Annotated in this window: 10 protein-coding genes; 8 read left to right on the forward strand and 2 right to left on the reverse strand. The window is 38.1% G+C overall.

Annotated features, from left to right (window positions below; all coding sequences use genetic code 11):
* Positions 1–350: 350 nt before the first annotated feature.
* On the reverse strand, positions 351–1568 hold the full coding sequence (locus ACK1I8_RS13115) for an MFS transporter (RefSeq protein WP_412465821.1): 1218 nt from the start codon (positions 1566–1568) through the stop codon (positions 351–353).
* Positions 1569–1859: 291 nt separating this feature from the next.
* Here ACK1I8_RS13115 and ACK1I8_RS13120 point away from each other — a divergent pair, with 291 nt between their 5' ends.
* The 3 genes from ACK1I8_RS13120 to ACK1I8_RS13130 all read left to right on the forward strand — a co-directional run bounded on the left by ACK1I8_RS13120 (position 1860) and on the right by ACK1I8_RS13130 (position 5091).
* Positions 1860–3806: an amino acid permease gene (locus ACK1I8_RS13120; protein WP_412469374.1), complete on the forward strand. Its 1947-nt coding sequence runs from the start codon at positions 1860–1862 to the stop codon at positions 3804–3806.
* 313 nt (positions 3807–4119) lie between these two features.
* Positions 4120–4458 carry a hypothetical protein gene (locus ACK1I8_RS13125; protein ID WP_412465822.1) on the forward strand — a complete coding sequence of 113 codons (339 nt, stop codon included), beginning with the start codon at positions 4120–4122 and terminating at the stop codon, positions 4456–4458.
* A 369-nt stretch (positions 4459–4827) separates the two neighbouring features.
* Positions 4828–5091: a hypothetical protein gene (locus ACK1I8_RS13130; protein ID WP_412465823.1), complete on the forward strand. Its 264-nt coding sequence runs from the start codon at positions 4828–4830 to the stop codon at positions 5089–5091.
* A 281-nt stretch (positions 5092–5372) separates the two neighbouring features.
* Here ACK1I8_RS13130 and ACK1I8_RS13135 read toward each other — a convergent pair whose 3' ends face one another.
* Positions 5373–7331 (reverse strand): KUP/HAK/KT family potassium transporter, encoded by a 1959-nt coding sequence (locus ACK1I8_RS13135; protein WP_412465824.1) that lies wholly within the window; start codon positions 7329–7331, stop codon positions 5373–5375.
* Positions 7332–7699: 368 nt separating this feature from the next.
* Here ACK1I8_RS13135 and ACK1I8_RS13140 point away from each other — a divergent pair, with 368 nt between their 5' ends.
* The 5 genes from ACK1I8_RS13140 to ACK1I8_RS13160 all read left to right on the forward strand — a co-directional run bounded on the left by ACK1I8_RS13140 (position 7700) and on the right by ACK1I8_RS13160 (position 11949).
* Positions 7700–8041 (forward strand): T9SS type A sorting domain-containing protein, encoded by a 342-nt coding sequence (locus ACK1I8_RS13140; RefSeq protein ID WP_412465825.1) that lies wholly within the window; start codon positions 7700–7702, stop codon positions 8039–8041.
* 72 nt (positions 8042–8113) lie between these two features.
* Entirely contained in the window at positions 8114–8725 is a 612-nt protein-coding gene (locus tag ACK1I8_RS13145) for a fumarylacetoacetate hydrolase family protein (protein ID WP_412465826.1), read from the forward strand.
* A 3-nt stretch (positions 8726–8728) separates the two neighbouring features.
* Entirely contained in the window at positions 8729–10459 is a 1731-nt protein-coding gene (locus ACK1I8_RS13150; protein WP_412465827.1) for a M23 family metallopeptidase, read from the forward strand.
* A gap of 122 nt (positions 10460–10581) precedes the next feature.
* A complete protein-coding gene (gene bcp / locus ACK1I8_RS13155) occupies positions 10582–11046 on the forward strand; it encodes a thioredoxin-dependent thiol peroxidase (RefSeq protein WP_412465828.1) in 465 nt (154 codons plus the stop codon).
* Between the two features lie 57 nt (positions 11047–11103).
* Positions 11104–11949, forward strand: coding sequence for a transketolase (locus tag ACK1I8_RS13160; protein WP_412465829.1), 846 nt, complete (start codon positions 11104–11106; stop codon positions 11947–11949).
* Positions 11950–11992 lie beyond the last annotated feature (43 nt).

The following is an 11992-nucleotide window of genomic DNA, read 5'->3' on the forward strand; positions in this document are numbered from 1 at the left end:
AAAAAGAATAAGCAACCATTAATACCTTATCTTGTCCTTAGCTCATCTTAGCGTCCAGCTAAGACTTAAGTTTAGTCTTTTGCCACGGAAATGCTGAAGGCACAGAAGAATGTAGCGCCGCAATTAGTCACATCTTTTCGGGAATCAAAATGAATGTCTTATCCGCCGTAACCCGCTGAATAGACCTGAAGGAAATGGAAATCCCTTTTGGAAAAGGATATTTGATTTTCCATCAAAACTTCTCAAAAGGATTGTAGTGTACGGCAGGGCTGAAACTTACCTACTCATTACAGACTTTGCTCTCCAAAAACCAGCTTCATATTGACGCAGAGAACCGGAGCTCCAGTAAATTAAGCCTCATTTTTTTTTCTGATCCGGATAATCACAAACATCACTAAAACCGACAGCAGGATCATGACCAGATAGCTGTAACTAAGGTTACGTTCATCTTTAGCTGGGATCAGGTTAACTACTCCATAGCTTAAAAAAGAGACAATTACATAGGTAATCCCTCCTGTTAGTCCGCCTGCTATTCCGGCATTTTTCGGGAATTTGCTGAGACAGAAGGTAAAATAATTATTAAAAGTAAAGCCCGCTCCTACATGGATCAAAAATGCGAAGAAAATTAACGACCAAAGGTTGGAAACAAAATTTAAGCTTACCATCATCACTACTACAAAAACGACCTGCAACAGCGAGTTGATCATTAATCTTTTGAAGAAGGGTCTGTTAATGGTAGCCTTACCAATAAAGCCGCCCACCATCCATGCAAAACCTAAAAACAATGAACTATAACCGGCAATAACCGGCGAATACTTAAAGTGGTGCTCAATAACAAACGGACCGGTCATATTGTAAACCATCACCATACAATAAGCCAACCCCAACATTACAATGCCCAAGGTAAAACTTGTTGTTTTAATCATTTCTAAATAAATGCCTGTGATCTTTTTCAGTTGAAAATCGGTAAAATGTTTTAAAGTTTCACCGCTGAATAAAAACTCCAGCACCGCAAAAACAAGCGCAAAACCTGCTAAAAAGTAGAAATTAGATTCCCAACCAAATGCCGTTTGCAGATAGCCGCCAATAAATGGTGCTACAATGGGCCCGGTAGACCAGATAATAGAAAACAAACTGAGATAGTGTTTTAACTGATCACCTTCAAAAACATCAACAAAATATGCTCTTTTCGCCACCACAATTGCCCCTACCGTAAGTCCGTGGATAATGCGCATTAAATAAATAAGGTAAATATTATGTGTTGTGGCGATCACTATACTTGCCGCTGCAAAAATCAACAATGCATACAGGCAGATCTTATACCTCCCAAAGCTATCAAGCACGCTTCCGATAAAAAGTTGAGCAACGCCATAACTAATTAAAAAAATACTTAAGGTAAGCTGAACCTGGATACTGCTTACCTGCATTTCGCCCGCCATTGTTGGTAATGACGGTATATAAATATCGGTGGCAAAACCAGAAATGGGAATCAAGGCAAAGGCCAGTACAGTAGCCAAACCCCGGTGACTTTCTTTTATGTATCTTATGGGTGCTGTTTTCGAACGCATATTGGTACGCTAATCATTAAAAATATTCCAATCAAACATCTACCTAAGTAGTCTTACTTTATCTGATCGATTATGTCGACAAAATTAGGACTTTGGTTTATCTTAAAGTTATGCGAATCAAACAAAGGATTATTCAAGCCAAATAATTCGAGATTTTTACTTTAATCTAATAAATTTCCATTTTTTACCCCGCATTTAACTTTTAAATGCAAGGTGAATAGAAAATTATATCACCCTTTAAACGTTTTTAGCCAAACTTTTTATAAGTTTGAACAAACAAGCAAACACAAGATGTTCGAAAAGCTATTCAGAAAGAAATCTATTTCCAAGATATTAAACGATGCAGCAAAAGGCTATGGCGATCACGAAAATACATTACATAAAACGCTGGGTGTACGTGATTTAACAGCTTTTGGAATTGCAGCAATTATTGGAGCAGGCATTTTTAGTACGATTGGCAAGGCAAGTGCGGATGGTGGTCCGGCGGTTATTTTTTTATTTATTTTTACAGCGGTAGCCTGTAGTTTTGCGGCCTTTGCTTACGCAGAGTTTGCCTCAATGGTTCCTGTCTCGGGCAGTGCTTACACTTATTCTTATGTGGCCTTTGGCGAATTAGTGGCGTGGATTATCGGCTGGTCGCTCATTATGGAGTATTCAATTGGTAATATCACCGTAGCCATATCCTGGTCAGATTACTTTACCGGATTACTCTCCACGATCAAAATACCTCCGCTCGGCATAGATGGCATCCATGTACCCGATTGGATGACCATGGACTATTTAAGCGCTTATAACGGACATCAACATGCTGAAGCGCTGTTAGCTGCAGGCAAAAACCTGGCAGACTTAGATTCGGCAACAGCCCTGGCCAATAACGCATGGCTTACTGCTCCAAAAATCGGTAGTTTTCACCTCGTTGCAGATATCCCTGCCCTGGGTATCATCATTTTAATTACCTGGTTAATTTACCGCGGCATGAAAGAGAGCCGCAATGCCAGTAACGCCATGGTGGTGGTTAAGCTTGCGGTAATTCTTTTGGTGCTGGCGGTAGGCATCTTTTATGTTGATACGAAAAATTGGGATCCATTTGCGCCTAATGGAGTTTCAGGTGTTTTAAAGGGCGTTTCGGCAGTATTTTTTGCCTATATCGGTTTTGATGCCATTTCTACAACGGCTGAAGAATGTAAAAATCCTCAACGCGATTTGCCCCGCGGAATGATGTGGGCCATAATTATCTGTACTCTTCTTTATGTGGCAATAGCACTGGTTTTAACCGGTATTGTCAAATCAGATACCTTAGCTGTTGGCGATCCGCTAGCGTTTGTTTTTGATCAGATTGATTTAAAGTTAATGAGCGGCATTATTGCCGTAAGTGCAGTATTTGCAATGGCCAGTGTACTGTTGGTATTTCAGATGGGTCAACCCAGGATCTGGATGAGCATGAGCCGGGATGGATTGCTGCCAAAATCTTTTTCTAAAATCCACCCGAAATACAAAACACCTTCATTTGCCACCATAGTGGTGGGTTTTGTAGTGGCCGTACCATCGTTGTTTATGAACCTCACCATCGTTACCGATCTCTGTTCTATCGGTACACTTTTCGCTTTCGTATTGGTTTGCGCAGGAGTGTTAGTGTTACAGAACAGACCTGATGTTCAACGTGGAAAATTCAAAATACCCTATGTAAACAGTAAATTTATTGTTCCGGTTATTTTAATCGGTGCCTTAACTTTTGCATTTACAAAATACCAAAAAGAAACCAAAGCATTCTTTTTCAATTCACCTAAAACCATCCAAACCGTAACTTTTGTTACTTCTTTAAGTGGAGATGAACTGAAAATTGTTAAAGAAGAAATTGTTAAAAATGCAGCACCGCAAATTGTATTGGCCGAGAAAGTAGATGCAGAATCTTACTTAAGTGCTTTGCCGGCCGATCGTTACGAACAGTTTATTTCGGCCTCGAAAGTTCCTTTGGAGAAAAAATATGAAAGTGGCTGGGCCTTGTTCAAACACAAAATACCGATGTGGATTTTTCTGATCATCTGCGTGATTATTACTTACTACTGTATCACCAAAAACTTATCATTAATTCCGGTTTTGGGCTTGATTAGCTGCTTGTATATGATGTGTGAGCTTGGCATCTCCAACTGGATCGGTTTTGGTATCTGGCTGGTAGTTGGGCTGGTGGTTTATTTTGCCTATGGGTATAAACATAGCAAACTTGCACAAGAACAGTAGTATTAATCATTATCCTATCGGTCGGTGTCTCACCGACCGAAAAAATTTGATGAGAATTATTACATCTGTATATGGTATTAAAGTTGTCACTGCAATTCAAATACGAATAAACAATGTATATTTTCCACAAAAGACATGGACAAATGGATTGTCATTATCCATATTTTTATACCGGTACCATCTGTAATTTTGCTCATTTATTAAGTGATGATCACTTAAAGATGATCATCATTAATTCGCTTAAATTTTTAGTCGATCAAAAACTTATAGAAGTATACGGTTACGTCATTATGCCTAATCATATCAATTTAATTTGGAACATGCTCAAATTAAACGGAAAGGAATCTCAGCAGCCAGCGTTACTAAATTCACTGCACATCAATTTAGAAAGTATCTTTTAATCAATAATCCGACACTTATAAATCAATACCGTTCTCAAAAGAACGACAGGATTTTTCAGTTCTGGAAAAGAGATCCACTAGCCATTCCATTAAGCACAAAGAGCATTTTAATGCAAAAATTAGATTATATACATGATAATCCGATTAAAGAGAAATGGAACTTATGTACCCATCCTGAAGATTATGAATGGAGTAGCGCAAGCTTTTATGAAACAGGGATTGATCAATTTAAAATTACTCAAACATTTTAGAGATTGATGGTTTTGGTTGGTGCGGACACCAACCAATAGGGAAAATGGATTAATTTAGCGGATAGAAAATAGTAAAGACGGGATGACAATTTTTGAAAAAATACAGAAACATCAATCTGAGAAAAACTATGTTAAAATCAAAAGGAATGTCGGCAACAAATCCTATGAGCTTTTTCACGGTTATATTTTAGATTTTTCTTTTGACTTTGTTCTTCTTAAAGAGAATGACGATTTTCTATTTAATGGATACAAAATCTTTCCAATATCTTCAATTGTTAAGATAAGACATAACCACTTTGATCAGTTTTTCGATTCCGTTATGGAACGAGAGGGTCAAAAAAATTGATAACCCTTCCCTACCAAATTGATTTGGAAAGCTGGGAAACCATTTTCAACTCGGTAAAAGAATTAAAATTAAATTGTTCCGTAGAAAATGAAAGTTATGATAACTTCTTTTTCAAAATAGGAACTATTGTCAAGGTTAAAAAAAGGGGGTTAAAAATTCTGAACTTCGATCCTGCAGGTTATCTGGATGAGGAGCCAACCAAGATAAAGTATATAAAAGTCTCTGCTTTAGGCTTTGATGACAATTATACGAATACCATGGGCAAATACTTAAGAACTAAGCAGTAATTATTATTGACTTGGCGAACCTGCTCACCTTGCAGCATTTATCTCAGCACCTTTACGTTGTCGCGGGATGTCCCACCTGCCTATAAAACAAAAATCCCCCTTCTTTGACAGAAAGAGGATTTTGTCTATTTCTTCCTGATCAAGGCCAGTGCAGTAATCATGACCAGTCCTAATCCAGATGCCACCATATAACTATTGGCGTGGTCGAGATGATATATCTTTGCTATGGGGCCAGCTAAAAACAAGCCGATTCCCATTATCATGATCGCTTTCCTCATCAATTAAACCGGCAATCTATTTAACTCAATATCATCTGGTGTAACGAAAATTAATGGCACTTTCTCTACATCCACATAACTGCTATCCAAACCAAAACTTCGCTCTTCGGATAAACTTAATTTTTTAAGGATAAAATAGTAGTCCATAATCTGTCTCTCGTAAAAACTCAATTTGGTAAATTTCGATAAATGTTTTTCCAAAAGTACAAACCTGAAATCGCCGGCAATTTTATGCTTGTTTAACGAGGTATACTGACTGGTAATATCAATCTCGCCATTTTTCACCAACTCTTCAACCACTTTACGGTACAATAAATTTACCCGTTGCTCAATTCTGAACCCTAGCCTAAAATCAATCCTGATCAACTTTCCCGGAATCAGAAATTCAACTTTATAATCCATGGTATACGGCTCATCCATCACGTCAACATGCACTAACCAATACACGTCGGCACGTTTTGGCTCTTTTTGAATAATGGAATAAATAATTTTCGATTCGATTTCCGTTTTAAAATTGGCACTCGTTAAATAAACCAACTGCGAGGAGTATTTCGGAACTGATTCATCACTGCTCAATTCGGTTAAAATCTGGTAGTAATCTTCAATTTCTACATATTTAACAAAACGGTTTTTGATTTTACGGGCTACAAACCAACTCCACATTACCGTAAACAATAACGAACCAATTAATACGGTTACCCAGCCACCGTGTAAGAACTTGGTTAAATTACTAATCAAAAATGTACCCTCAATAATAAGATAGGTAAAGAAGAATAAAGCGATTAAATATTTTGGAAAACGCCTGCTTCTTAAATAAAAACTCACCAAAATGGTCGTCATCAACATCGCTATGGTGATTGATAAACCATAGGCCGCATCCATTCTCTCTGCTTTTTGAAACCACAGCACAATGCTACAGCAACCAATCCACAACATCCAGTTGATAGATGGCACATATAACTGGCCTTTGGAAACTGATGGATAAATAATCTTAATTTTTGGCCAGAGGTTTAATCGTACTGCCTCAGCAATTAAGGTAAAGGAGCCACTAATTAAAGCCTGACTGGCAATCACCGCCGCCATTGTAGCCAGTATAACCATTGGGATCTGAAACTGGCCGGGAACGATCTGGAAAAATGGATTCATTTTTGCCCCGGGAATATAATTCCCGCTGTTTTGCAAAATCCAAACGCCCTGCCCCAAATAATTTAGGATAAGCGTGAGTTTCACAAAAATCCAGCTGATTCTAATGTTATTTCTGCCGCAGTGGCCCAAATCAGAATATAAAGCCTCGGCCCCTGTTGTACATAGAAATACACCGCCGAGAATTAAAAATGCCAACTTATTGGTCACCAATAAATGAATGGCATAATAAGGATTGAACGCCTTTAGAATGCTTAAATCCTTAACTATAAAAGACACACCCAAAATACCCAAAACAGCGAACCAAACAAACATGACCGGGCCAAATAATTTCCCGACAAGGTTGGTTCCAAACTGCTGGATAATGAACAGAATGGTTAAAATGCTTATTACAATGGGAATAACGGGTACCTCAAATTTGTTGGTAAGCCCCTCAATGGCTGATGTTACCGTAATACTGGGGGTTATAACGCCATCGGCAAGCAACGCACAGCCACCTACAACCGCCGGCACCACCAACCACTTAGCTTTTTTGCGTACCAGTGAAAATAAAGAGAAAATACCGCCCTCGCCCTTGTTATCGGCCCTAAGGGTAATGATAACATACTTAACAGTAGTTTGTAAAGTTAATGTCCAAATGATGCAGGATAAAACGCCCAAAACATTTATTGGATTGATATCTTGCTTCCCTCCTAAAATTGTGGTGAAAATTGCATTTAAAGTATAAAGGGGTGATGTACCAATGTCTCCAAATACAATTCCTAAACTAATTAGAACACCGCCCGCGGTTAATGCGTTGACATTTTTATGATTTGACACTTCGTTGATTATTTAGTGCGGCAAAAGTAAACTAAGTATAACAATTTAACAACCAAATTATTGTGTATTTTTAACACTATGAAAATTAAAATTTATTGTTAAATTGTGTTAAATTATGGGTTTTAAACAAAATGTTTAATTTCTTTGTTTTAAATTAATACATTTGCTATACCAATTTGATGAAACTCTACACTAAGATAACGTTGCTCACAAAACTAGTATGCACATGGTGCATTATTTTGTTATGCAGCTTAAATTCTTGGTCGCAACAAACAGACAGCATTCATATCAGCTTAAAAAGCAGAACAAAAAAAACCAGCCGAATCCCTGAAATTAAAGCTAATATTACGCCTTACAAACCACTTTTTATGACTGTTGGTAGTTCAGGAATGTTCAACACTTCTTCTACAGTACCTAAAAACGCAACAGTTGTACCGAAAGATAAACTGTTAAGCATCTTAAAAATATATCCTAATCCGGTAGAAGATCAGTTAAATATCATCTTATCTATCGGAAAAGATGGTACTCAGACTACGATTAAAATCATCGATTTGTTGGGAAATGAGGTGGCAACGCTTTTAAATGAACGTTTAAATGCAGGTGAACATAATAAAAACTTCATCGTTCCTAACAGAATAAATCCAGGCATTTACTTTTTAAGGGTTATTGCCGGTTCAGAAAGCCAGGTAAAACGGATCTCAGTTTTATAACACCATTTTCTTTTCTATTTTTGATTGATGCGGATTAATCCCCGTTTATTTTCTCATATATTATAATTAAGAATGAAAATCATCGCCATTGGCAGAAATTATGCAGAACACGCAAAAGAATTGAACAACCCGGTTCCCAGTAGTCCGGTAATTTTCCTGAAGCCTGATACAGCCGTATTAAAAGACAATAAACCTTTTTATCTTCCTGATTTTTCTGATGATGTACATTACGAACTTGAGGTAGTGCTCAAAATCTGTAAGGAAGGAAAACACATTGCTGAGAAATTTGCGACTAACTATTATGATGAAGTGGGCTTGGGCATCGATTTTACCGCACGTGATATCCAGGCAAAACACAAAGAAAAAGGATTGCCCTGGGAGCTGGCTAAGGCATTCGACAATTCAGCACCAATCAGTATTTTTTTGCCTAAAAGCGATTACAAAGATCTTTATGATTTAAATTTTGAATTAAAGATAAATGGTGAAAGCCGTCAGATTGGGCATACTAAAGATTTGTTATTCTCGTTCGAGAAGATAATCAGCTTTGTTTCTCAATACATTACCTTAAAAAAAGGCGATTTAATTTTTACCGGCACACCTCAGGGCGTTGGAAAAATAAACAGAGGAGACAAGCTGGAAGCCTGGTTGGAAGGAAAACAACTTTTGAATTTTGATGTTAAGTAACGAATGATTAGCAACCCAATCCGATACATTAAAATTTCCATTACTATCTGCCTTTTAACTGCGTCGTCCTTTGTTCGGGCACAGCAGATTTTCAGTACCAATAAATATCCGATTACCGATTTCCGACAGCCTTTAGATATTACCCCTCCTGCACTGGCAGGTTCTTTTGGAGAAATCAGGGGTAATCACTTTCATTCCGGCATCGATTTCAGGACCAATCAGCGTGAAGGTTATCCTGTTTATGCAGTTGCAGATGGATATATTTCGAGGTTGAGGGTACAGAACAGTGGTTTTGGGCAGGCACTCTACATCAACCATGCAAACGGTTTTACTACAGTTTACGGCCACTTACAACGTTTCGCTCCGAAAATTGCCACGATTGTTAAAAATCTTGAATATGAAAAAAAGTCGTTTGAGCTAGATGAATTTCCTGATGCCACATTAATTCCGGTACATAAAGGCGAAATCATTGCCTGGTCTGGCAACCGTGGCAGCTCTGGGGGCCCACATTTACATTTCGAAATCAGAGATACGAAAACTGAAGAAACCATCAATCCGCAGTTCTTCGGGATCATCATTCCTGATAATATCCCTCCTGTTATCCATGGACTGTACGTATATCGTTTAAACGGCAAAACCTTTAACGAAAATACACCAAAACAGGCTATTGGCATTAGCGGTGCAAACGGCAGTTATAAAACCACTGCCCCCATCAGTTTAACAGGCGAAGTTGGTTTCGGTATCGTGGTAACTGACAGGCATAATGGATTATCAGGCACCAATGGTGTGTATTCTATTCAATTGGAGCTGGACGGCAAGAAAATTTATACTTCTGCTCTTGAACGTTTTGCCTTCGAAGACAGTAAAGCCATTAATTCGCATATCGACTATCCTACCTACTTAAATACAAAAAGAAGTATTCAGAAAAGTTTTGTTGAACCTGGAAATCCCTTAAAAATTTATAGTGGCTTGGTAAACAGTGGCAAAATTAATTTCAATGATGGTGCTTCACACCAGCTTCGCTACATCATTACCGATTCGAAAGGAAACTCTTCTGTTCTCCCTTTTACGGTAAATGCAGGTTTAGCAGCTGTTACTGCCCCTATTGTTCCTACCGGCATAATTTATCCTTACAACAAAGTAAATGAATTAAACACCGATGAGATTAAAGTGGTTCTCCCCATCGGGACATTGTACAGCGATTTAAACTTTACTTATAAAAAGTTGCCCAAACCAGCAGGTAATGCCTGGTCGGCTGTGCATCAGATTCACAACAGATATACGCCATTACATATCGGATTCGGACTCTCGATCAAGGCCGATCAACTTCCAGAAAACCTCAGGAGTAAGGCCCTGATTGTAAATGCTAACGGCTCATCACAGGGTGGCTTTTTTGAGAACGGTTATATTAAAGCTACACCCAAAAATTTTGGCAGTTTTTACATTGCTACCGACACTATTGCACCTAGAATAGTTCCTGTAAATATTTCGGCTGGAAAAAATATGGCAGGTTTATCTAAAATAATGTTAAAGATCAGCGATAATCTATCCGGAATAAAAAGTTTTAATGGCTACATTGATGGAAAATGGATATTAATGGAATTTGATGCCAAAACGGCAACCCTTTGGCATAGCTTTGATGAGCGAACTTCATCAGGCAAGCATTCGTTTGAACTGGTGGTTACAGATATGAAAGAAAATACAAGACGATACACGATAAATTTTTCCAAATAAGTGGTAAAAATGTTTTAAAATGTCATCTTTTAAATCCCATCGAACAGGATACTAATTTAAACTGTTTACATTGCAGCATTAATTAACAGATCCATTAACATAAATATTCAATCATTTTACATATGGCAGAATTAAAAGAAGGTGATCAGGCACCTGCAATTACCTCAAAAGATCAAAATGGAAACGACGTTTCATTAAGCGATTATAAAGGTAAAACCGTTGTACTTTACTTTTATCCTAAAGATGATACCCCGGGTTGTACCGCTGAAGCCTGCGATTTTAGAGACAATTATCAAGGTTTACAGGCCAAAGGCATTGTTGTTTTAGGCGTAAGCGTTGATGATGAAAAATCGCATCAAAAGTTTGCAACCAAACATAACCTGCCATTTACCCTATTGGCAGATACTGATCAGAAAATCGTAAATGACTATGGAGTTTGGGCAGAAAAGAACATGTATGGCAAGAAATACATGGGTACCGTTCGCGCTACTTTCGTGATAGATGGCGATGGAAAAATTATCCATATCATTAAAAAAGTCGACACCAAAAACGCTACCCAACAAGTACTCAATTTAATCAATAACTAGTTATGATATAGCAGGTAAAATATTACCTTTGTTATGTAACAACAACCTCTTATTTTAATGAAACATACAATTAAAGAGCTAGAAGATATTGCGTCTCAAATCAGAAGAGATATCGTAAGAATGGTTCACGGATGTCAATCTGGCCACCCTGGTGGTTCATTGGGTTGCGCCGATTTTTTTACCGCCCTGTATTTTGAAGTGTTAAATCACAATAAAGATTTTAGTATGGACGGTATTGGCGAAGATTTATTTTTCCTATCTAACGGTCATATTTCTCCGGTTTGGTACAGTACACTGGCACATGCCGGTTATTTTGATAAAAGTGAACTGGCCACTTTCCGTAAACTGGATTCGAGATTGCAGGGTCATCCTACAACCCACGAACATTTACCGGGAATCCGTGTGGCTTCCGGCTCATTGGGCCAGGGCATGTCGGTAGCTATTGGTGCTGCTTTAACTAAAAGGTTAAATGGTGATCATTCATACGTTTTTACCCTGCATGGTGATGGCGAGCTACAAGAAGGTCAAAACTGGGAAGCAGCCATGTTCGCCCCTTTTCATGAGTTAGACCGCTTAATCTGCAGTGTCGATTATAATGGTCAACAGATTGATGGTCCTACCAAGAAAGTACTTTCTTTAGACAGTTTGCAGGATAAATTTGAAGCTTTCGGATGGCATGTAATCAATACAGATGGTAATGATATGCAATCGATCGTTGAAGGTTTACACTATGCTAAAACCCTAACCGGAAAAGGTAAACCGATCTTAAATCTAATGAGTACGCAAATGGGCGCTGGTGTAGATTATATGATGGGTTCTCACAAATGGCACGGTACAGCGCCAAATGATGAGCAATTAGCTGCCGCTTTAGCGCAATTACCAGAAACTTTAGGGGACTATTAAATTAGATTTGAGACAATAGATATGAGATTTGAGACGATTGTTC

This window comes from Pedobacter sp. KLB.chiD, from assembly GCF_047040275.1.
GTDB lineage: Bacteria > Bacteroidota > Bacteroidia > Sphingobacteriales > Sphingobacteriaceae > Pedobacter.

Coding starts and splice junctions, on each gene's coding strand:
- ACK1I8_RS13115 (WP_412465821.1), bottom strand. CDS start 1,568: ATGCGTTCGAAAACAGCACCCATAAGATACATAAAAGAAAGTCACCGG.
- ACK1I8_RS13120 (WP_412469374.1), top strand. CDS start 1,860: ATGTTCGAAAAGCTATTCAGAAAGAAATCTATTTCCAAGATATTAAAC.
- ACK1I8_RS13140 (WP_412465825.1), top strand. CDS start 7,700: ATGACTGTTGGTAGTTCAGGAATGTTCAACACTTCTTCTACAGTACCT.
- ACK1I8_RS13145 (WP_412465826.1), top strand. CDS start 8,114: ATGAAAATCATCGCCATTGGCAGAAATTATGCAGAACACGCAAAAGAA.
- ACK1I8_RS13150 (WP_412465827.1), top strand. CDS start 8,729: ATGATTAGCAACCCAATCCGATACATTAAAATTTCCATTACTATCTGC.
- bcp (WP_412465828.1), top strand. CDS start 10,582: ATGGCAGAATTAAAAGAAGGTGATCAGGCACCTGCAATTACCTCAAAA.
- ACK1I8_RS13160 (WP_412465829.1), top strand. CDS start 11,104: ATGAAACATACAATTAAAGAGCTAGAAGATATTGCGTCTCAAATCAGA.